The sequence below is a fragment of the Mesorhizobium sp. AR07 genome (genome assembly GCF_024746815.1).
Taxonomy (GTDB): Bacteria; Pseudomonadota; Alphaproteobacteria; order Rhizobiales; family Rhizobiaceae; genus Mesorhizobium.
This window is the reverse complement of sequence record NZ_CP080529.1, coordinates 233,428-253,645: the sequence shown is the minus strand read 5'-3', so window position 1 is coordinate 253,645 and position 20,218 is coordinate 233,428. Positions and strand designations below refer to the sequence as shown.

General features: G+C 61.4%; 18 protein-coding genes and 3 pseudogenes. 15 read left to right on the top strand and 6 right to left on the bottom strand.

What is annotated here, in order from left to right; genetic code table 11:
* The first annotated feature begins 6 nt into the window (after positions 1–6).
* The 6 genes from BPNPMPFG_RS42355 to BPNPMPFG_RS42330 all read left to right on the top strand — a co-directional run bounded on the left by BPNPMPFG_RS42355 (position 7) and on the right by BPNPMPFG_RS42330 (position 6,683).
* On the top strand, positions 7–1,329 hold the full coding sequence (locus BPNPMPFG_RS42355) for an ABC transporter substrate-binding protein (RefSeq protein WP_258599261.1): 1,323 nt from the start codon (positions 7–9) through the stop codon (positions 1,327–1,329).
* 8 nt (positions 1,330–1,337) lie between these two features.
* Positions 1,338–2,300, top strand: coding sequence for a carbohydrate ABC transporter permease (locus tag BPNPMPFG_RS42350; protein WP_258599259.1), 963 nt, complete (start codon positions 1,338–1,340; stop codon positions 2,298–2,300).
* Positions 2,297–3,157 carry a carbohydrate ABC transporter permease gene (locus BPNPMPFG_RS42345; protein WP_258599258.1) on the top strand — a complete coding sequence of 287 codons (861 nt, stop codon included), beginning with the start codon at positions 2,297–2,299 and terminating at the stop codon, positions 3,155–3,157. The genes BPNPMPFG_RS42350 and BPNPMPFG_RS42345 overlap by 4 nt, the downstream gene beginning before the upstream one ends.
* Before the next feature lie 90 nt (positions 3,158–3,247).
* On the top strand, positions 3,248–4,108 hold the full coding sequence (locus tag BPNPMPFG_RS42340) for a PfkB family carbohydrate kinase (RefSeq protein ID WP_258599536.1): 861 nt from the start codon (positions 3,248–3,250) through the stop codon (positions 4,106–4,108).
* Between the two features lie 2 nt (positions 4,109–4,110).
* Entirely contained in the window at positions 4,111–5,529 is a 1,419-nt protein-coding gene (locus BPNPMPFG_RS42335; RefSeq protein WP_258599257.1) for an NAD(P)/FAD-dependent oxidoreductase, read from the top strand.
* Positions 5,530–5,570: 41 nt separating this feature from the next.
* On the top strand, positions 5,571–6,683 hold the full coding sequence (locus tag BPNPMPFG_RS42330; protein ID WP_258599256.1) for an ABC transporter ATP-binding protein: 1,113 nt from the start codon (positions 5,571–5,573) through the stop codon (positions 6,681–6,683).
* A 324-nt stretch (positions 6,684–7,007) separates the two neighbouring features.
* On the opposite strand, the pseudogene BPNPMPFG_RS42325 reads toward BPNPMPFG_RS42330, so the two are convergent.
* Positions 7,008–7,190 (bottom strand): annotated as a pseudogene (locus tag BPNPMPFG_RS42325) (IS481 family transposase); the annotation flags it as partial.
* 63 nt (positions 7,191–7,253) lie between these two features.
* On the bottom strand, positions 7,254–8,351 hold the full coding sequence (locus tag BPNPMPFG_RS42320; RefSeq protein ID WP_258599254.1) for a LacI family DNA-binding transcriptional regulator: 1,098 nt from the start codon (positions 8,349–8,351) through the stop codon (positions 7,254–7,256).
* A gap of 234 nt (positions 8,352–8,585) precedes the next feature.
* Here BPNPMPFG_RS42320 and BPNPMPFG_RS42315 point away from each other — a divergent pair, with 234 nt between their 5' ends.
* From BPNPMPFG_RS42315 to BPNPMPFG_RS42300, 3 genes are all read left to right on the top strand, one after another.
* The gene (locus BPNPMPFG_RS42315; RefSeq protein WP_258599252.1) at positions 8,586–9,428 is read left to right on the top strand and encodes an ABC transporter substrate-binding protein; all 843 of its coding nucleotides are present in this window, start codon (positions 8,586–8,588) and stop codon (positions 9,426–9,428) included.
* 109 nt (positions 9,429–9,537) lie between these two features.
* Positions 9,538–11,079, top strand: coding sequence for an amino acid ABC transporter permease/ATP-binding protein (locus tag BPNPMPFG_RS43070; protein WP_319946068.1), 1,542 nt, complete (start codon positions 9,538–9,540; stop codon positions 11,077–11,079).
* A gap of 93 nt (positions 11,080–11,172) precedes the next feature.
* On the top strand, positions 11,173–12,297 hold the full coding sequence (locus tag BPNPMPFG_RS42300) for an NAD(P)/FAD-dependent oxidoreductase (protein WP_258599250.1): 1,125 nt from the start codon (positions 11,173–11,175) through the stop codon (positions 12,295–12,297).
* A 571-nt stretch (positions 12,298–12,868) separates the two neighbouring features.
* Here the strand turns inward: BPNPMPFG_RS42300 and BPNPMPFG_RS42295 are convergent.
* Positions 12,869–13,171 (bottom strand): helix-turn-helix domain-containing protein, encoded by a 303-nt coding sequence (locus tag BPNPMPFG_RS42295; protein WP_258599249.1) that lies wholly within the window; start codon positions 13,169–13,171, stop codon positions 12,869–12,871.
* Positions 13,172–13,447: 276 nt separating this feature from the next.
* Between BPNPMPFG_RS42295 and BPNPMPFG_RS42290 the strand changes: the two genes are divergently transcribed.
* Positions 13,448–13,720 (top strand): hydantoinase B/oxoprolinase family protein, encoded by a 273-nt coding sequence (locus tag BPNPMPFG_RS42290; protein WP_258599247.1) that lies wholly within the window; start codon positions 13,448–13,450, stop codon positions 13,718–13,720.
* 52 nt (positions 13,721–13,772) lie between these two features.
* Here BPNPMPFG_RS42290 and BPNPMPFG_RS42285 read toward each other — a convergent pair.
* Positions 13,773–14,507: pseudogene (locus BPNPMPFG_RS42285) on the bottom strand (EAL domain-containing protein).
* A 122-nt stretch (positions 14,508–14,629) separates the two neighbouring features.
* The gene (locus BPNPMPFG_RS42280; protein ID WP_258599245.1) at positions 14,630–15,544 is read right to left on the bottom strand and encodes a PAS domain-containing protein; all 915 of its coding nucleotides are present in this window, start codon (positions 15,542–15,544) and stop codon (positions 14,630–14,632) included.
* A gap of 144 nt (positions 15,545–15,688) precedes the next feature.
* Here BPNPMPFG_RS42280 and BPNPMPFG_RS42275 point away from each other — a divergent pair, with 144 nt between their 5' ends.
* Positions 15,689–16,540 (top strand): MEDS domain-containing protein, encoded by an 852-nt coding sequence (locus tag BPNPMPFG_RS42275; RefSeq protein WP_258599244.1) that lies wholly within the window; start codon positions 15,689–15,691, stop codon positions 16,538–16,540.
* Positions 16,541–16,741: 201 nt separating this feature from the next.
* Here the strand turns inward: BPNPMPFG_RS42275 and BPNPMPFG_RS42270 are convergent.
* Positions 16,742–16,909, bottom strand: a pseudogene (locus BPNPMPFG_RS42270) (transposase); the annotation flags it as partial.
* 19 nt (positions 16,910–16,928) lie between these two features.
* Here BPNPMPFG_RS42270 and BPNPMPFG_RS42265 point away from each other — a divergent pair.
* The 4 genes from BPNPMPFG_RS42265 to BPNPMPFG_RS42250 all read left to right on the top strand — a co-directional run bounded on the left by BPNPMPFG_RS42265 (position 16,929) and on the right by BPNPMPFG_RS42250 (position 20,200).
* Entirely contained in the window at positions 16,929–17,411 is a 483-nt protein-coding gene (locus tag BPNPMPFG_RS42265; protein WP_258599243.1) for a FadR/GntR family transcriptional regulator, read from the top strand.
* Positions 17,412–17,538: 127 nt separating this feature from the next.
* Positions 17,539–18,306, top strand: a complete 768-nt coding sequence (locus tag BPNPMPFG_RS42260; protein WP_258599241.1) for a 6-phosphogluconolactonase — start codon at positions 17,539–17,541, stop codon at positions 18,304–18,306.
* 203 nt (positions 18,307–18,509) lie between these two features.
* Entirely contained in the window at positions 18,510–19,394 is an 885-nt protein-coding gene (locus BPNPMPFG_RS42255) for an amino acid ABC transporter permease (RefSeq protein WP_258599240.1), read from the top strand.
* Positions 19,391–20,200 carry an amino acid ABC transporter ATP-binding protein gene (locus BPNPMPFG_RS42250; RefSeq protein WP_319946067.1) on the top strand — a complete coding sequence of 270 codons (810 nt, stop codon included), beginning with the start codon at positions 19,391–19,393 and terminating at the stop codon, positions 20,198–20,200. Before BPNPMPFG_RS42255 ends, BPNPMPFG_RS42250 begins: the two co-directional genes overlap by 4 nt.
* Positions 20,201–20,218: the final 18 nt, after the last annotated feature.

Below are 20,218 nucleotides of genomic sequence, written 5' to 3'. Positions count from 1 at the left end.
CTGCTTATGAAACGTTCGCTGCAAGTCGTGGCGGTCACAGTGGCCGCGGTATCATCATTGGGGTTGTCGATGGGCGGCAGTTCCGCCGCTTCGGCCGCAGTCACTGCCGACCCCAACACCAAGGTCGAGTATAGCGGCACGCTGTCGATCCTGACCAAATTCGGGTTGCAGCAGCTGTCGCCATACTTCGTCAGCCTGGCGCAGGACTATGAAAAGCTCCATCCGGGCGTGAAGGTGGAACTCATCCAGGAGAGCGACGACAGTGTGAAGGGCAAGACGAAGACGCTGGTGGCTTCGAACTCGCTACCCGATGTCTACTTCTCATGGACGGGCAGCTGGGGTGCAAACTTCGTGCGCGGCAACCGCGCCGTCGACCTGAGCACGGTCATCGGTCCCGACAGCGACTGGGGCAAGACGCTGTCTCCGGCGGCCGTCAAGGCGTTCGAGTACAACGGCAAGCTCTACGGTATCCCGCTTTATCAGGATGCCAAGTTCATGGGCTACAACAAGCAGATCTTCGCCAAGCTCGGCCTGAAGGCGCCGGCCACTTTCGAGGAACTGCTGACCAGCTGTGATGCCATTCGCAAATCCGGCGCGACCCCGGTCTCGCTGGGGAACAAGGAAGCGTGGCCGGCAATCCACTTTGCGGGCCAGCTGCTGGCCTACAATGTGCCGCAGGCGACATTGGAACGCGACTTCGATCCGGCCACCGCCGAATACAGCGATCCAGGCTATGTCGCGGCGCTCAAGCAGTTCAGCCAGCTTGTTGAGCGCTGCACCGATGGTGCCGGCGTCAACGGCACATCCTATGCCTCGGCTCTCCAGGCCTTCACCAACGCGCAGTCGGCCATGTACTATCAGGAGATCATCGAGTTCGATCAGGCCGCCACGTCAGACTCGGCGCTGAAGCCCACTGATTTCGGGTTCTTCAGACTGCCCGTGCCCGATGGCGCCAAGGGTGACCCCAAGTCTATCGAGGGCGCGCCAGAGGGCTACATGATCAATGCGGCGTCGAAAAACATCCCGCTGGCAATTGATTTCATGAAGTTCGTGACCTCGAAGGAAAACGCGCAGGTGCTGTCCGCGCCGCCCTATGGCCAGCCGAGCGCCACCATCGGCGGCGCTTCGGAATCGAACATGAGCGTGGCTGTGGTCGATGGTCTCAAGGATATCAACGCGGCCTCGTACCTCATGCCCTGGTTGGACACGGCCAACCCGCCGCGCGTCGCCGCCGTCTGGCTGTCCAGCCTGCAGGCGCTGGCTGGCGGTTCGATGACGCCTGAGCAAGTGATGGACGAGGTGCGCAAGGCCGCATCCGCGGCCAAATAAAGCAGACAATGGCAAGGGCATCGGACACAATGGAAAGCGGCGCCGTCATTCGCGGCGCCGCCAGGCCGCGAAGGCCAAACGGCCTGCGGGCTCGCTTCGGCAATCTGTTGTCGTTCCGATGGGCGGCGATCGCGCTGATCCTCATCGGCTGGTTCGTCTACTATCCGATCGTAGACAACTTCATCGTCAGCACGACAGACCAGGACATCTATACCGGCGAGGTCACCAATGTCGGTCTCGCCAATTACGACCGGCTTCTGCATGACCCGATCGTGCTGGTCGCGCTCTGGAACAACTGCCTCTACGCCATCATCTCGGTCGTCTTCCAGGTCTTCGGCGCGTTCCTGCTGGCGGCCATCATCGAGGATCTGAGGAGCGAACGCTGGCGCCGCTTGTGGCGCGCCGTCTATTTCGTGCCCTCCGCCATCTCGATCACGGTGACCGGCCTACTGTTCTATTTCATCTACCAGCCGCAGATAGGCTTGCTGGATGCAGCGCTCAGCCGTATTGGTCTCAGCCAACTCGTGATGCCCTGGCTCGGCAACGAGCACACCGCCATCTACGCCATCATCGCCATGAGCCAATGGCAGGGGTTTGGCTACTCGACGCTGCTGTTTGCCATCGCGATCCAGAAGATTCCGCGCGACCTCTACGACGCCGCCACCATGGACGGCGCCGGTCCGCTCCGGCGACTGTGGAGCATTACCTTTCCGCTAACGCGGGAAATGACCGGGCTGATGATCATCGTCACCATCACCGGCGCGTTCCAGGTGTTCAACGAGGTCATGGTCATGACCGCGGGCGGCCCGAACAACAGCAGCCAGGTCCTGGGCACATGGCTCTACCAGAAGGCCTTCATCGAGGACAATTTCGGCTATGGCTCCGCGATCGCCGCCGTCATCTTCGTATTGACCATGCTTACCGGCGCGGCACAGCTCTGGTACACCAAGCGTCGGCGGGTTCAGCTATGAGCGCGACAGTTGCAGTCGGGCGGGCCCGGCACGTCAACGTGTGGTCCGTCATCGCCAGGACATGCCTCTATTCGTTCCTCGTCTGCCTCGGCGTCGTCGTCATCTATCCATTGATCTGGATGGCGCTCAGCGGCTTCAAGGACAATGCGCAGATCTTCGGCGACCCCTTCGCCTTGCCTGCCCATTGGTCGTGGAACAACTATGTCCAGGCGTGGAACCAGGGCGTTCGCGGCTATGTCACAGTCTCTGTCCTGGTGACCGTCACTTCCGCCATATGCACGGTTCTGATCAGCGCGTGGACCGCCTTCGGCCTGACCCGGACCAAGATGCCGGCGAAGCCGCTGGTCGTTGCCATCGTGCTGGGCGGGTTGATGCTCAGCCCCACCGTGGCGATCATTCCGCTGGTGAAGATGCTGCAGGCGCTCGGTCTCTACAACACCTATTGGGCGCTGATCATTCTCTACACCGCGTTCCGGGTGCCGTTCACCACCTTCCTGATCCGGGCCTACATGCTGGATCTGCCAGGAGATATCGACGAGGCAGCGACGATGGACGGCGCCAGCGAAGGCCAGATCTTCTGGCGCATCACCCTGCCGCTGTGCCGGCCGATCATCATCTCCTGCGTCATCCTGCACGTTCTGTTCGCCTGGAACGAATATCTGTTCGCCATGATCTTCACGAGCGGCAGCGATGTGCAGACGCTGCCGGTTGGCCTCACCTCGATCATGGCAACGCACGGGACCAACTATGCCGTGGTGTTCGCCGCCATGACGATCTCCGCCCTGCCCATCGTCATCGTGTTCTTTGCCGCACAGCGCTACTTCATTCGTGGCCTGTCCGAAGGCATCGGCAAGTAGCAATCCCCCGAGAGGAACCTTCATGCCGCAGCTTGCCTTTCATCAGCTGATTGGAGCCGATCTTTGCTTTCCGACCATCCGGGTGTCGGCATGACCCGGCCAAAACTCGTCGCCGTCGGCGACAATTGCCTGGATGCCTACCTCACCAACGGCCTGCTCACCGTCGGCGGCAACGCGCTCAATGTCGCCGCGCAATGGCGGCGCAATGGTTGGGCTGCCCGTTATTTCGGCGCCGTCGGCGAGGATCCCGAAGGTGACGTGGTGCTTGCCGAACTGGCTGATGTCGGCCTGTCGCCGGACGATGTCGAACGGCGTCACGGCGACACTGCCGTCACCTTGCTCCGCGACGAATCCGGGGATCGGAAATTCCTGCACGAATCCTTTGGGGTCGGCGAGAACTACATGCCGGCGTCGGAGCATTATCCGGCGGTCATCGCCGCGGCCGACTGGGTGCATCTCGGCACCAACGCCAACAAGGACCTTGTCCGCCAACTGGTCGCGGATCATGTGCCGTTCAGCATCGACGTCTCGACGGCGCATCTGATGCTGCCGCTCGAAGGCGTGCCCTTGCTGTTCGCCTCCGGCCCCGACGACGTCGATCAACCGGTCGAGCCGTTGCTCTCCGCGCTCAGGGCCGCAGGCGCAGGTCAGGTGGTTCTGACCTGCGGCCGGCGCGGCTCCTACTTCGACGATGGCACGAGCGTCGTGCATGCGCCGGCGACGCTTGTCGATGTCGTGGATACGTGCGGCGCTGGCGACAGTTTTATCGCCACGTTCCTGACCGGTTTCCATTTCGATGGCCTTCGCGCTTCGGAAGCGTTGCACAAGGCTTCGATCGCGGCGGCGCAGACCTGTACCCATCTCGGCGGGTTTCCGCAGAAGCCGCGTCCCATCCCGGAATGGCTGCCGGCCAAATATGCGAGCTTTATCACCGACGCCCAGGGAGCCTGACCGTGACGACCCTTCGTTTGCGACAGCCGGCGGTGGCGCTGCCGTCCGACCGGTCGTTCTGGCTGCAGGATATCGGCGCCGACACCGCGACCGAACCATTACAGGGAAATCAGCGGGCCGATGTGGTGATCGTCGGCGGCGGCTATACCGGGCTGTGGACGGCGCTGCGCATCCGTGCGCTTGCTCCGGAAACGCGGGTCATCGTGCTTGAAGCGGACCTCTGCGGTTCTGGAGCGTCTGGCCGCAATGGCGGCCAGGTCCACTCGTGGTTCGCCGAGCTCGACCAGATCAGCGCCGTCGTCGGCCTCGAAGAAGCGCGGCAACTCTGTGCCGACACGGTGGCGTCGATCGCGGAGCTGAAGGCGCTGCAGCAAAACGGCACGATCGATATGGATCTGCGGCTCGACGGATGGCTGTGGACCGCGAGCTCGATTGCCCAGGAAGGCGCATGGGAGCACGCCGTTGCCATGAGCGCGGCGGTGGGAGAGAACCGTTTCAGGCCGCTGACGGCCGAGGAGATCGAACGCCGCACAGGTTCATCCGCGTCCTATGTCGGCGTCGTCGAAACCAATGCCGGCACGGTCCATCCGGCAAAGCTCGCCATCGGATTGCGCAACCTGGCATTGGCGCGCGGCGTCATCATCCATGAGCGCAGCCCGGTCCTCGACGTCGAACCCAGCAAGATATGCACGGTGCGCACGGCACGGGGCATGGTGCGGGCCGAGAAGGTCGTCCTTGCCGCCAATGCCTGGCTCTCGGCCCTGCCGGAACTGCGCCGCCATCTCTACGTCGTCGGCAGCGAGGTCATCGCCACTGCCGCCGTGCCGGAACTGCTCGACAGCATCGGCTGGCGCGATGGCGCCTCGATCTGCGATTCCCAGGCCCAGGTGCTATATTACCAGCGCACTACCAAGGGCAGGGTCGTCTTCGGCCGCGGCAGCGGCAACGTGGCCTTCAGCGGGAATTTCGGCGCGAGCTTCAACCGCAGCCCGGAGCATGGTCGCGACAATGTCCGGGAACTGCAGCGGGTATACCCGGCGCTGCGTGGCGTGGCGGTCGAATACGACTGGTCAGGCCCGATCGACTGCGTGCCCGAACACGTTCCCGTTTTCGACCACCTGCGCGATCATCCCAACATCTTCTACGGCATGGGGTTCAACGGAACCGGCATTGCGCAGACGCCGATTGCCGGACGCATCCTGGCCAGCCTTGTCCTGGAGCGCAAGGATCGCTGGAGCGCCAGCAGGCTGGTCGGCATCGAGCGGCGCATGTCGCTGCCGCCCGAGCCGTTTCGCTACCTCGGCGCCAAGCTCGTCCGCAGCGCGGTGCGCCGCAAGAACGAAGCCGAGATCCGCAACCGCAAGGCGGACAGGATCACCAATCTGCTGGCCGGGCTGAAGCCGGGCCGCCGCAAGAAATAGGCGAGCATCTTGCTCAGCGTCATGCAATCGAGGAGAGCACAATGGCCGATCTGACCCTCAGGCAAATCAGGAAGTCCTACGGCAGTGTCGACATCCTCCACGGCATCGACCTCGACATAAGGTCCGGCGAGTTCATTGTCTTCGTCGGCCCTTCGGGTTGCGGCAAGTCAACCTTGCTGCGGTCGATCGCGGGGTTGGAGGAAATCACCTCCGGTGACCTGTGCATCGATAGCGAAGTGGTCAACGACGTGCCGCCGTCGAAGCGGGGCATCGCCATGGTCTTCCAGTCCTATGCGCTCTATCCGCATATTACGGTCTACGAGAACATGGCCTTCGGCATGCGGATCGCCAAGGTCGGCAAGGCAGAGATCGATCAACGGGTGAAGCAGGCGGCGGAAATCCTGCAGCTGACCAGATATCTTGATCGTCTGCCCAAGGCGATGTCGGGTGGTCAGCGCCAGCGTGTTGCCATCGGCCGCGCCATCGTGCGCAATCCCAAGGTGTTTCTGTTCGACGAGCCGCTGTCGAATCTGGACGCAGCGTTGCGCGTCGCTACCCGCATCGAGATCGCCAAGCTCAAGGAATCGATGCCGAACACGACGATGATCTACGTCACCCACGATCAGGTCGAGGCGATGACGCTCGCCGATCGCATCGTGGTGCTGAAGGACGGTCATATCGAGCAGGTCGGCACGCCGATGGACCTCTACAAGAGACCCGGCAATCTGTTCGTTGCCCAGTTCATCGGCTCGCCGGCCATGAACATCGTGCCAGCCAGGATCGAGACTGCGGGCGAGATAACGGCGATCAGCCATATTGGCGCGAACAAGGTCAATGTGCCCTTGGCAACAGCGGCATCCGCCAGGGGAACGGCGGTGAGCTTCGGCGTGCGGCCCGAAGATCTGTTCATCGTCACCGGGTCCGATTTCCTGTTCGAGGGAAAGGTCGACTATGTCGAGCAGCTCGGCGAGGTCCAACTGGTCTATGTCGATATCGGCCGCGCCGACCTACCGCTGGTAACCAAGCTGCCCGGCAATGTCGAGGCAACGCGCGGAAGCGTGGTGAGGCTGTCAGCGCATCCGCAGGATCTGCACCTTTTCGATGGCGGCGGCCGCTCACTCCGGCATGAGGAAGTCGCTCTCCTATTGGATTGATGATGGTCTTCGCGCAATGCATCGCCTGAATGCTTGTCGCGCATGGCGCCCACATTCTCGACACGTCAGAGCTGTCACCCAAAGACAGGCTTCCTGCGGTTCTTCGACGTATGCCGGCCAAATGCTGAGACCTGTCGCACTACGTCCCAATGGCCTCGGTTCATGTTCGACAGGTGAGGGCCCTACACGGGTACTTTGGCCCGCAAGCCGCGCGGGGCAGTCGCGATCGTAGGCAGAAACCGGCGCTGGCACGCATTTCGCAACCATAGCGCGCCGCTTATTGCCTGAGATGGTCAACGGCTGCGCGACAGCGCGCCGCCTACATGATCTGGGCTCCCTGGGGCCGATGGGCAGATCGGCGGTCGAACTCCGCCTCTTCCACTTCGCGACCGTCTTAGGGGTGATGCCGTAGCGCTTCGAAAGCGTCCTCACGCTCGCTTGACTATGCCGTTTCGCTCGACGGACCGCCTCCGTCGTCGTGGCGCTTCCGTGCAGAACTTGGCCCATTCGGACGACAATGGTGAACCATCAAAGCATGGAATCAAACACGCAACTCTTCCGTCATCGGTTCTAAACCGGTGGGAACGGTCGGCCTTGCCCCTTCACAGGCGGGCCCACTGAGCCTCTTTCGATGATCCCGGTCGGCAGAATGAGCCTTTCGGGCGGTCGTGTTTCGCCCTTCAGCCGGCGAATGAGCAGTTCCGCGACGCTTTTTCCAAGCGCATAGACGGGCTGGTCGACGACCGTAATGGGCGGGGTGGTGACGCTGGTCCAATCCGCGTCATGGAAGGTGATGAGCGAAATGTCCTGGGGAATCCTCAGGCCGCGCTGGCGGATGACCCTGAAGATCTCCAGCGCTATGAGGCTGTCGGAAGCAAGGATCGCCGTCGGCCGATCAGGCCCGGACAGCAGCTTTTCGGCGAGCCTGCGCGTTTCGTCGGGACTTGTTGCACCAAGGCGAACATAACGTTCGGGCCTATCAATTCCGGCGTCTCGGCACACAGTGAGGAAACCGTCGATACGCTCGCGAACCGATGAGGTGTAGATTTGCCCGAGGTCGCGGTATTCATGCCCCTCGGCGTCGACCGCGGTGACATAGGCGATGTTGCGGTGGCCGGCGTCCGCAAGGATGCGGGTCGCCCGCATGGCGATGCCGCGATCGTCGACCGTGACCGTATCGACGTCCAGATCGGGCAGCGCCCGGTCAAGCAGGGCAAGCGGTCGGCCTGAACGGTGGATGTCTCGCAGATGCGAGATATCCCGCGATTCCGATGGCGTGACGATCAGCCCGTCGACGCGCTTGCCGATCAACAGCCGCACAGCTGCCTTTTCCACCTCGATACGCTCGCCGGAGTTGGCCAGAATGACGTTGAATCCGGCTGCCCTTGCCGCATCGCTGATGCCGCGCACCGCGAGGCTGAAGAACGGGTTCTCGATGTCGCCGACAACCACCCCGATGATGCCGGACCTGCCGGTCGTCATGCTCCGGGCCAACTCGTTCGGACGGTAGTCCAGTGTCTTGGCGGCGGCCATGACGTCGGCGCGGATCGTGTCGCTGACGACGCCGTATCCGCCGAGCACGCGCGCGGCGGTCGCTTTCGACACGTTTGCCGCGCGGGCGACGTCGCTGACAGTTATCGACCGGGTTTTGGACGCGGTTCTTTTCATCGGATGAACGACTACAAGAGTTGTTGACGGAAGATCAATCTGGCGGTAACGATTATCAAAGAGACCGGTCTCACGCAATAAGAGACCGGTCTCTTTCGAAAAAATGCGGAGCCAGGAGACGTGATGGCAGCCTGCAGTGCAAGCCGCTGTCGTGGCGGCGGACGATGTGAGGCGTGAAATTACGGGCTCAACGTAAATGCCAAGAAGAACAGACCTTCAGAGTGGAGAGAAGACATGAGCAGGATTGGAATTCTCAAGTCGTTGATGTCGCCGGTACAGGCCGGCGCAATGGCTCTTATGGTTGTGTGCATCGGAGCAGGTTTGGTTTCGCGGGCTGCTGCCGCGGATGACAATCCCTATGGCCTTATCGATGCGAAGGTCATCAGCGTCGGTACCATGGGAGACGCCAAACCCTACGCTTTCACCCAGGCGGATGGCACGTTCACGGGGTTCGACATTGAATTCTTCCGGAATGTCGCAAGCCGCCTTGGATTCAAGCCGGATCAGGTGATCTTCACCGGTCAGGAATTCTCGGCGCTGATGCCTTCGGTTGCCAATGAGCGCTTCGACGTGGCGGTCGCGGCGATCGGCACGACAGGTGCGCGCAAGAAGACCGTCGACTTTTCCGACGGCTATCTCGCAGGCTATCTCTCGGTGCTCACCGCCGACAAGGCGATAAACTCGGCGGAGGGGCTCAAGGGCAAGCGTCTTGGCGTCGTGCAGGGTACGCTGCAGGAAATCTATGCAGCGAAGAATTTTGTCGGAACCGATCTCGTCAAATTCCCCGACAACAACTCCGCCGTGTCCGCGCTCAACAATGGAACCGTCGACGCGCATTTCCTCGATTACGAGGCCGCGAAGCAATATGGCGAGCGTTATCCGGGGCTTACGATAGCGGTCAATATTCCTTCCTTCGACGCGCCCGCGGGCTTCGTCGTGCGCAAGGGCAACGACAAGCTTCGCAATGCGCTGAACACTGCCCTGCATGCGGCCATGCAGGACGGCACCTGGAAGACACTTTATGAAAAGTGGTTCCCCGGCTCGCCGATGCCCGACGAATATCTCCCCAAGAAGTGACCGCACCAGCCGCCGTCCGTGATGGCCGGCGGCTGGAAGACACTGTTGCGCCTGATTTCTGGACGGCGCGAATAGCGCACGCGAATAGCGCTATGGAAAAGGGGATCGAATGAACTGGCTTGAAAACCTGCGCCGAAGTTTCCTCGACTGGCAGGCCATGGCTGACGTCCTGCCGAGCATGATCACCATCGGATTGAAGAACACCTTGATTCTTGCCGCCACTTCCACGGTGCTCGGCGTCATTCTCGGCATGATCCTTGCGGTCATGGGCATTTCGCAATCGCGCTGGCTGCGCATTCCGGCCCGGGTCTACACCGATATTTTCCGTGGCCTTCCGGCGATCGTCACGATTCTGCTGATCGGCCAGGGCTTCGCCCGCATCGGCCGTGAAATCTTCGGGCCTTCGCCCTATCCGCTCGGCATCCTCGCCCTCAGCCTGATCGCCGGCGCCTATATCGGCGAAATCTTCCGCTCGGGCATCCAGAGCGTCGAGCGCGGGCAGATGGAAGCCTGCAAGGCGCTCAGCATGAGCTATGGGCAGGGCATGCGCCTGATCGTGATCCCGCAGGGCATCCGCCGCGTCCTGCCGGCTCTGGTCAATCAGTTCATCGGCAACGTCAAGGATTCGAGCCTCGTCTACTTCCTCGGCCTACTCGCCTCGGAGCGCGAGATTTTCCGTGTCGGTCAGGACCAGGCGGTGGTCACCGGAAACCTCTCGCCATTGCTTCTGGCCGGCGTGTTCTATCTCGTCATCACCGTGCCGTTGACCCATGTGGTCAACTACATCGACAACTCGCTGCGGGTTGGAAAGCAAAAGGCCGGCCTCGTCACCAGTGGTCTTGCCGAGGTGAGCGAACTGGAAGGCGCCATTAGCAATTCACCTTCGGAGACCAGTCCAGAAGGCAGCTCGGCGCTTCCCCGGTTCAAGGGCGGCAGTCTCGCCATCAGCAATCTCGATATGGCCTACGGCGATCTCGCGGTACTCAAGGGCGTCAGCCTGACGGTCAAGCCGGGGACGGTCACTTGTGTCATCGGCCCGTCAGGTTCGGGCAAGTCGACCCTGTTGCGTTGCCTCAACCGCCTGGTCGAGCCCAAAGGTGGCGATGTGTTGCTCGATGGCGCGAGCATCCTGGCGATGAAGCCTGAGAAGCTGCGCCGGCGTGTCGGCATGGTATTCCAGCAGTTCAACCTGTTTCCCGACCACACAGCCCTGGAAAATGTCATGCTGTCGCTGACCAAGGTAAAGGGCCTTCCGGTGCAGGAGGCCGAGCGCATCGCCGAGGCGCGCCTTGCCGATGTCGGGCTAGCTGCCCGCAAACACCATCGTCCCGGCAGCCTATCCGGTGGCCAGCAGCAGCGTGTGGCAATCGCTCGTGCCCTGGCAATGGACCCGGAGGTCATCCTGTTCGACGAGGTGACCAGCGCTCTCGATCCCGAACTGGTGAAGGGCGTCCTCAACCTGATGGCGGACCTTGGCCAGCGCGGCATGACGATGGTCGTCGTCACCCATGAAATGGGCTTTGCCCGCAAGGTCGCCGATCAGGTCATCTTCATGGATGAGGGCCGCGTCATCGAGGCAGGCACGCCCGCTGCGATCTTCGACACCCCGAAAAGCGCGCGTCTGAAGCACTTCCTTGCCGAAGTGCTTTGATCGCACCATCGCTTGGCCCCTGAGACGCATGGAAACCAAGACGCCTTCGTCCCGGCCGCCCCATCCATCCTCCACACAGTGAAAGAATATTCCATGGCTACCTCACATCCGGTCTCAAAGGTCGTCGTTGTCGGGGGCGGTATCTTCGGTGTCTCCTCGGCCGTTCATCTTGCAAGGCTCGGCATCGAAACCGTCCTGGTCAATGGTGGACCGCTCGCCAAGGGTGCGTCCGGCCGCTCGCTCGCCTGGCTCAATTCCGCACGCAAACGGTCTGCGGAGTATCATTGCCTGCGCATGATCGGCATTGACCGCTACCGGACGCTGTCGGCGAGATATCCGGATGCTGCATGGCTGCGTTTCGACGGTGGCCTGACATGGGATGCGGACAACGCCGCGAACGAGATCGTGGAGGTCTTCGCCCATGAAAAAATTCTCGGCTACGACGCGCAGCATTTGTTCGCAGGCGCTATCGCGTCAGTCACGCCGGGCATCGATGCAAGCGCTGTCACGCCCCAGGGCGCGATCTTCAATCCTGGCGAAGGCTGGGTCGACCTGCCGTCGCTGATCGAGATATTGATTGCCGAATTCGTGGAGCGCGGCGGGCAACTGGTTACCGATGCCGGAAACGCTGCGGTCACGGTCGTCGACGGTCGTGCAACCGGCGTAACCACGACAAGCAGCATTAGCTTTGCCGCCGACGCGGTACTGCTGGCGACCGGCGGTGATGTGCCGCGAATGGTTGCTGACGCCGGCAAGCATATCGCCGACGGGACGCCGATCGCGCTGCTGGTCAGGACCAAGCCGGTCAACTTGCCCCTTCGCGCCGTGCTCAACACGCCGCGCGTTGCCATCCGACCGACGCCGGACGGAGCCCTCGCGCTCGATTCCGCCTGGTCGGAAGAAGAGGTGGTCGTCAATTCGGACGGCACTTATAGCGTGAGGGCTTCGACCGTTCAGGGGCTTCTCGATGAAGCCTCGAAGGTCCTCGAGGACCATCCGAAGCTGGAATTGGAAAGCTACGGTGTCGGCCCCAAGCCGATTCCCGGAGACGGCGAGCCGGTATTCGGCCAGTTGAAGGGCATCAAGGGATACTACGTCGCCTTCAGCCACAGCGGCGCGACGCTTGGCCTGATCGCTGGCGAATTGCTGGCCGGCGAGATTGCCACCGGGAAAGAGCACCCACTCCTTGCAAACTTTCGGCCATCTCGGTTTTCTTGAGGATCGTTGCAAAATCTGAACTACACGCTGGCGTCGTTGAATGTCCGAACCATCTGCTCGTGAAACCCGCTCCAGGTCCAAAAGCAGACTGGCAGCAGGTCCAAAAGCAGACTGGCAGCTCTCGGCCCAAATTTCAGTCATCCCGATCAGGCTAGGCCGCTCCTGGGGCAATGTGGGGCAGGGAAGGGCGCATGTCTTGCCCCGACAACGCCCCTCATAGGACACTTTCTAAATTTGCCTTCTATCACCCGTCGGACGACGGTTGGACGGGCCAAAGTGAAACCGGAAAATCCATGATTTCAGGTGGAAATTGGATCGAAGCGTGACCCATCGTGATCCACACTGGTCGTAGGTGTCGAGCGGGATGTTTGTGGATCAAAACGCGATGGATAAAATCTTCATATATATCAAATACTTGTTGCCGATGATGGAGAGCAGGGGCCGTTAACTGGGACATGTATCCGGCGACCACTCGTGACTTTCCACTCTTGGGCACGATCGCATTCGCTCAGTACTCTGACGTCCCGATCAACCATGGATTCCGAACGCTCATCATTCTCACTAACGCCGCTCAGAACGCCTGAACGGCTTCTCCGCTACTCTGGTGCAGACGGCTTTCCAGCGGCAGTGTGCGTGTGGACCTGCAGACGACGAAGATCGATTTGTCCCAGCGATCCAGTTCGCTGCTCGGGTAGAGGATTGCCTTGCCGATCTTGAGGTACGAGGGTCCGATCCGCAAGTAACGCCAGTTTCGAAGCGTCCCTTCGCTCAGCTGTCCGCGGTAGCGAGCGATGACTTCTTCAGGGGTGAGGTAGTTCGGGCCGATACAGGCACAATAGGCCTTAGCAGGGTCGTGCAACAGCTTGTTGGGCATCTGCGGCCCTCTTGGCGCGACGCGGACGTCCGTTGATCGCCACCGAGGCGAAGGCCGACAATTGATCATCAAGCCGTGCTAGTTTGGAAGCTCCGTATAAAACGCTCCAGCACATCATCGACATCCGACATCGACAGGCAAAGTGGCGGACACATCCGGATAACGTTCCGATAGGGACCCGAGCGGCTCGCAACGAGGCCGTTGCGTCGGGCCACGTGGTCGAGATCGGCGGCATGTCTCCCGCCGGGTTCGCCGGCGAGGCGACGGAAGTCTTCCATGAGGCCCCGCGTCCCGCCCGTAAAGATCAAGAAGGCCGGCAAGGACGTCGACGACAGTTGGCGCGTTCTACTCGCCAATGTCCGCACGCCCCGCCACAATTACGGCGACTTCAGGGCGCTCATCGCCGCGATCGATCTCGGCGAACGCCGCATGATCGATCTGGTCCGCAAACATGGCGTCGAGAGGTTCCGCGAGACCGTTGGCGACCTGCTCGACTATTCGGAGCGCCGCATGCGCGCCGAGATCGCCAAGATCCCCGACGGGCGCTAAGCGATCAAACCATTCACGCAAGTGAACGGCCCTCAATGGGTCGTGCGAGCCCTCAAAATAGCAATTCAAATCCTGCAGCAGTGACCGGCCGGCCGAACAGAAATCCTTGCCCGAAATCGCAGTCCATGTCGCGCAAGAGCGTGCGTTCCACCTCTGTCTCTATTCCCTCGGCGACGACATGAAAGCCGAGTTCTCTGGAAATCCTGATGATCGACTCAATGATGACCCGCTTGGATCGGCTTTGCGCTAGCCCTTTGACAAAGCCGCGATCGATCTTGATTTCTGTGAGGGGGAAATCTTCGAGATAGCGCAGATTTGCCTAACCGGTACCGAAATCGTCGATCGATAGACCGACGCCCAGTTCGCGCAGATGTCTCATGATCGACAGCATTTCCGCAGAACTCTCGACCATCAAGCTCTCGGTGAGCTCAAGCTTGATCCATGCGGCATCGGCGCCGCTGGCCGTGAGCACGTCGGAGACAAATTTCGGCATGTCGCGAAGCTTGAACTCGATCGGCGAAACATTGAACGAGAAGACTATCGGCACTTGTCGGTCTCTGTTCACGCGCGCGGCAAAGTCCGCGACGGTGCGAAGACCACGGGCGCCAATGTCGAGTATGAGACCCGTGTCTTCGGCATGGCCGATGAACTTGTCCGGCGACTGAATCCCAAACAGGCCATGGTGCCATCGCAATAGGGCTTCAGCACCGACAATAGTTCCCGTGGAGAGGTCGACCTGCGGCTGGTAGTGAAAATCGAACTCGTCATGTTCCAGGGCCTGCTGCATTTCGCTGGTCATGCGCAGTCGGTTGCGGGCGCGCCGGTCATCCTCGGAACTGAATGCGCAAACATCGAGGAAGGCGTTCAACTTCGACCGATGCAAAGCGGCACCGGCATGACGAACCAGTGTCATCGCGCCCGCCGTGTGGTTGCCGACGACATAGCCCATTGCGAAACGAATGCTGATCGTAGCGCCGGCAACGAGATACCGCGGCGCCAGTGCCGGATCGTTTCAATTGTCGCTCGGGCCTCGTTGGCATGCCCAAGCGGCTGGGCGAGCGCAAACTCTTTGGATCCCGTGCGGCAGACCAGTGCTGCGCCGGTGTTGGTCAGGCGTCGGGCAATCTGCATCAACACCTGGTCGCCAACATCATATCCGTAGCCTTCGTTGATGTCATGGAAACGAGCCATGTCGATCTTGGCAAGTAGGATCGGCCGTTGCTCGGCACGCAGGAGGACGTCGACGTCCTCGACGAAGGCATATCTGTTAAGCACCCCGGTCAGCAGGTCGGTGCGGGTGCTCTGGGCAATTTGATCGGCAGCAGCTCTGCTTGCCGTCACGTCCCGGATAAGTCCGATGTAGTGCGTCGGCTCGCCACCAGTGGCACTCATGGCCGCGAGATAGAGCTCGTTCCAGAACCTGCTACCGTCCTTGCGGTAGTTCTTCAGCGTGACCGCAACATCCGCACGGCGGGCGATTGCGTCGCGGATGGACTGGATTTCAGGTTGAAGGCGATCGCTGCCTTGCAGGAAGCGGCAGTTCCTCCCTATCAGTTCGTCACTAGAATAGCCGGTGATGTCCTGGAATGCGCTGTTGACGTAGACGAGCGCCATACCCCTTTCACGCAGGTCGCTGATGGCCACACCATCCCTCGATAGATCGGGCAGCCTGACCTTGATCGCTTCCGGCAGGCCGGAGCAGAGGTGTTCTTGGCGCGGGTTGGCGGCCGGAGTAGAGCGGATCAGGCTGCCGAACCCGGCCTTGAAAATCTCTGTCATGTTGGTGCCACAGCTGATAGTCTCTCCGGAGATGCACGCCCCCATAAATGGCCAGCTACCGCGCACATTCTACTGGCACGATCATCAGGTTCCGTAACGGAATGGTCGACGTAGCGTGGGGCCGCGTCGGCTGCGACCGATTTAGTGGGTCAGTGAAGTATTCGTGTGCATCCGGAAAGCGGCATCGACATGAGCGATGAGCCTGCCTATGCGCCCCGCAAGTCCGGCATCCGCGTCATGGGCGAGATGTCCTGGGGGACACATATCTGCGCCTTCTACGAAGCGGAACAGGACCTGCTCGACACGAACGCCTCCTATTTCGCGGCTGGGCTGGAGGACAACGAATTCTGCATCTGGGCGGTCTCCGATCCGATCGACGCAGTGGCGGCGAAGGATACGCTACGGCAGTCCATTCCCGACATCGACGCACGCCTGGCTGCCGGGCAGATGGAACTGATCCCCGGCACTGACTGGTACCTTCAAGGCGGGGAGTTCGACCTGCAGCGCATTACCGGCGGCTGGAATGAGAAGCTGCGGGCGGCGTTGGCAAAGGGCTATGCCGGGATGAGGGTGAGCGGTAACGCATTCTGGATCGGGACCAGCCACTGGAAGGAGTTTTGCCAGTACGAGCATGAACTCGACCGGTCACTGGCGGGCCAGAAGATGGTCGTGCTGTGTACTTATGCCCTGTCGAAAAGCAGGGCCGTGGACCTGCTCGACGTCGCGCGCGCCCACCAATTCACCATCACCCGGAGAAAGGGCGAATGGGAATTTCTGGAGACGCCGGAGCTCCAGTACGCCAAGCAGGAAATCAGGAAGCTGAATGGCGCACTGGATGTCCTCTCGGACACCGGCCATGCCGTTTTCACAGCACGCGAGCGTGTCGTGCTCGCCCAGATCGTCAGGGGTTATTCGAGCAAGGAGATTGCCCGTACCTTAGGAATTGCCCCGCGAACCGTGGAATTCCACAGGGCCAATCTCCTCAAGAAAACCAACACAAGAAGTACGGTCCACCTCTTGCGGATCGTTCTCGGCGAGTAGCACAGCCCAGAATTGCACCTGCGATGGGAAGCTGGATCGGAGCCTGCGCCCAGCGCGTGGTAGCCGGACTTGCGCGGCCTGCGAGTGCTGTCTTAGCGGCGGCGATGAAACAGCGCTATGCGATACGTTTTTCGGATGTGTCCTATGGGGGAACCGACATGGCCGACCGTAATTTCTCAGATGACTTTCAGCCATGCGAGGTGGCGCAACGCCTCGTCGTCGGGCGACCGACGAAACCGGCTCGCCCGGGAGGAAACTCTCCTCGATGATCTGCAGCTTCTGTTCGGTCGTCCAGTGTCGGCGGCGTGCCTCGCCGGTGATCAGTTCAATCCATCGATAATCGTCAGTCGATGTCGTCGGCAAGAACATCGCGCATGAAGCGCATCATGTGGCGGAACTGATCGCCACACGCCGGCTGCTAGAGCCGATCGTCTATCACCTGGCTGCCGAGAACGGGACGAAGGAGGAATTCGACCGGATTGACGATACGATCCGGCTGATGGACCTGCATATCGCCGATCCGAAGATGGTGTGGCGGGCCGACGGCATGTTCCACAGGCGCATCGCACATGCCGCCCGCAACCCGATCCTGCTGCGGGCGATGTCGGGCATCTATCGCCAGCTCAGTCCGTTGCGCGGTGCGCTTGACAATGACGAACGGCATGCACGACACATGATCGCGGTGCACTCTCGGCTTCTGGATGCCATGCGCGCCCGCGACCATGAGCGCCTCGAAGTGCTGCTGCGCCAGACCTTCGTCGATCTCGAAGCAGAATTCAAAGTGGACGCACCCTACAGCGTGCGCTGGGTCTCCGCCGGCGATGCGAAGACTCCGTCCGGACGCGGCAAGACGGGACCACCAAAGCTCTAGCGGCCGGCGGGTCTGCCGAAGCCGGACAGACTCATACCCCGGACCCTTTGCCTTGCGCGGCTTTCCCCGCCGCGCATGCACCCCGAACTTTGTCCGCGGACACAATCGAAAAACGGAAGGAAGAAACATGGAACATCTCAAATACGACCAGCTCCAAGTCCTGGTCGCGGCGACTGATAGAGAGCTTGGCGAGGCAGCGGCCGAGGATCTGGCAAGCGTGGTGAAGGCAGCGCTGGCCAAGAAGCCGGAGATCGCCATCATCATGGCGCTGGGCGCTGCGCAGGATGCCTTCTACACGGCCTTGCGGGCGCGCACCGACATCGAGTGGTCGCGCATCACCGTGCTCCACGTCGACACCTATATGGGTGTAGCGGAAAGCCGGGCGGAAAGCGGTGCCTCGCGCATGCGCAAGCACCTGCTCGACCACGTCAAGCCGAAGGCGTTCTTTCCGATGCAGGGTGATCATACGCCGGTCGAGGAGGAACTGGCTCGTTATACCCAACTCTACAACGAGCTCGACCCGGTGCTGTGCGTGGTCGGCATCGGCAACAGCGGCCACCTTGCCTTCAACGATCCGCCCGCCGATTTCGACACCAAAGATGTTATCCGCGTCGTGGCGCTCGATGAGATGACGCGCAATCAGGTCAAAAGGGCCGGCATCTTCAAGACGCTCGAGGAGGTGCCGTATTATGGTCTTTCGCTGACAATGCATGCGCTGCTCAAGACGAGCCGCGTGCTTGCGCTGGTTCACGATGCCGACAAGGCGGGCGTGATCAAGCAGCTTCTCGAAGGCCCAGTGACGTTCATGTGCCCGGCATCGCTGCTGCAGAAGCAGCCCCATGCCAAGCTCTATCTGAACCAGCCGGCGGCGTCACTTCTCGACAGACGCGGCTGATACGGCCACGTCGAGCATCGAACAGGCCCATCATCCCTGAGAGTATGGGATGAGCGCCAAGGGGCAGGCGGGCGCCTGGAGAGGCGCCCGCCGCGCCAGGGAAGACCGCGAATCGATCGGCTGAGCCCTATTCTTTTCGGGGGAGGATTGACAAGATATCGATTTCTAATAGCCTGAAATCGATATCTGAGCGAGGTATGAGCGTGAGCTTCACCTTTCCTTCGGGGCTTGGCAACCAACCCGCGCCGCTGCTTTCAGGCAAGCCTCGCGCGCTTGGACGTGGCAAGCGGCTCGTTGTCACCGGGGTCGTGATCGCGCTCGGGCTGGCGCTGACAATCCGGATCGCGACAAGCGGTGCGATCAACTGGTCCGTGGTCCGGAGCTTCTCATTTCATGCAGCCATCCTCGACGGGCTCTGGATGACGCTGGAGCTCACCGCACTGTCGATGGTGATCGGCGTGGTTCTCGGCACGCTTCTCGCAGTAATGGCCATATCCCGCTATCCGGCGGTGAAGGCGGCCTCGCGGCTCTATGTCTGGCTGTTTCGCGGCACGCCGCTGCTGGTCCAGCTCATTTTCTGGTTCAACATCGCGCTGGTGTTTCCGGTCATCGGCATCGGTCTCTGGCAGATCCCGATCAACAGCCTGGTGACGCCCTTCGCCGCCGCCCTGCTGGGACTTGGCCTCAACGAAGCGGCCTATATGGCGGAGATCGTCCGCGCCGGCATCAATTCCGTCGACAAGGGCCAGAGCGAGGCCGCGGTCAGCGTCGGCCTGACCGACACGCAGGTGATGAGCCATATTGTCCTGCCCCAGGCGCTCAAGGTCATCACGCCGCCCACGGCCAATCAGACGATTGGCATGCTGAAGAACACGTCGCTGGTCTCCGTCATCGGCGCCCAGGAGCTGTTGACCAAGACCGAGGACATCTACGCCCGCAACTTCCAGGTCATCGAACTGCTGATCGTTGCGTCGCTTTGGTATCTGGCGCTCACCACCGTCGCGTCCGGCTTCCAGTACTGGCTTGAGCATCGCCTTGGCGACGGTTCCGCGCCCAACCTCGCTCTCAAAGTTGAGGTCCAGTCATGACGGTCTCCGTGCTTCAGCCCATGGCCGGGGCCGGCGGGTTGTCCAGCCCTCCGATGCTGAGCGCCCGCGAGATCCGCAAGTCTTATGGGACCCATCTCGTACTTTCGGGAATATCGCTTGACGTAGCCCGCGGCGAGGTCGTGTGCATCATCGGACCTTCCGGTTCGGGAAAGAGCACGTTTCTTCGCTGCCTCAACTTCCTCGAGGTGCCGGATGGCGGCGGCGTCTGGGTGGACGGCGTGCGGATCGGTTGCCAGGAGATTGACGGCATCCTGTGGGAGGTTCCCGCGGCGATGTTCGCGAGGCAGCGGGCGACCATGGGCGTGGTCTTCCAGCGTTTCAACCTGTTCGGACATCTCTCGGCCGAGGAGAATGTCGCGCTTGCGCTGAGGCTTGTCTTGCGCCTGTCCCGGGCAGAGGCGCGGGAGCGCGCGATGGGCGTGCTGTCGTCGGTGGGCATGGAACGTTTCGCCGGCCATCGCCCCTCGCAACTGTCCGGCGGCCAGCAGCAGCGGGTGGCAATCGCCCGCGCCGTGGCCATGCAACCCAAAGTGCTGCTTTTCGACGAGCCAACGTCGGCGCTCGACCCGGAGCTCGTCCATGAGGTTCTGTCGGTCATGAGCGAACTCGCGGCCAAGGGCATGACGATGATCGTCGTCACGCATGAAATCGGCTTCGCGCGCGAAGTCAGCGATCGCGTTGTGTTCATGGATGGCGGACTCGTAGTGGAGCAGGGGCCATCCGAGCAGGTGCTCTCTCATCCCGTGGAGCCACGCACCCAAGCGTTCCTGTCGAAGATCAAATGAGGTCAGCTGTGCCTGCTT

Coding starts and splice junctions, on each gene's coding strand:
- BPNPMPFG_RS42355 (WP_258599261.1), top strand. CDS start 7: ATGAAACGTTCGCTGCAAGTCGTGGCGGTCACAGTGGCCGCGGTATCA.
- BPNPMPFG_RS42350 (WP_258599259.1), top strand. CDS start 1,338: ATGGCAAGGGCATCGGACACAATGGAAAGCGGCGCCGTCATTCGCGGC.
- BPNPMPFG_RS42345 (WP_258599258.1), top strand. CDS start 2,297: ATGAGCGCGACAGTTGCAGTCGGGCGGGCCCGGCACGTCAACGTGTGG.
- BPNPMPFG_RS42340 (WP_258599536.1), top strand. CDS start 3,248: ATGACCCGGCCAAAACTCGTCGCCGTCGGCGACAATTGCCTGGATGCC.
- BPNPMPFG_RS42330 (WP_258599256.1), top strand. CDS start 5,571: ATGGCCGATCTGACCCTCAGGCAAATCAGGAAGTCCTACGGCAGTGTC.
- BPNPMPFG_RS42320 (WP_258599254.1), bottom strand. CDS start 8,351: ATGAAAAGAACCGCGTCCAAAACCCGGTCGATAACTGTCAGCGACGTC.
- BPNPMPFG_RS42315 (WP_258599252.1), top strand. CDS start 8,586: ATGAGCAGGATTGGAATTCTCAAGTCGTTGATGTCGCCGGTACAGGCC.
- BPNPMPFG_RS43070 (WP_319946068.1), top strand. CDS start 9,538: ATGAACTGGCTTGAAAACCTGCGCCGAAGTTTCCTCGACTGGCAGGCC.
- BPNPMPFG_RS42300 (WP_258599250.1), top strand. CDS start 11,173: ATGGCTACCTCACATCCGGTCTCAAAGGTCGTCGTTGTCGGGGGCGGT.
- BPNPMPFG_RS42295 (WP_258599249.1), bottom strand. CDS start 13,171: ATGCCCAACAAGCTGTTGCACGACCCTGCTAAGGCCTATTGTGCCTGT.
- BPNPMPFG_RS42290 (WP_258599247.1), top strand. CDS start 13,448: ATGAGGCCCCGCGTCCCGCCCGTAAAGATCAAGAAGGCCGGCAAGGAC.
- BPNPMPFG_RS42280 (WP_258599245.1), bottom strand. CDS start 15,544: ATGGGGGCGTGCATCTCCGGAGAGACTATCAGCTGTGGCACCAACATG.
- BPNPMPFG_RS42275 (WP_258599244.1), top strand. CDS start 15,689: ATGAGCGATGAGCCTGCCTATGCGCCCCGCAAGTCCGGCATCCGCGTC.
- BPNPMPFG_RS42260 (WP_258599241.1), top strand. CDS start 17,539: ATGGAACATCTCAAATACGACCAGCTCCAAGTCCTGGTCGCGGCGACT.
- BPNPMPFG_RS42250 (WP_319946067.1), top strand. CDS start 19,391: ATGACGGTCTCCGTGCTTCAGCCCATGGCCGGGGCCGGCGGGTTGTCC.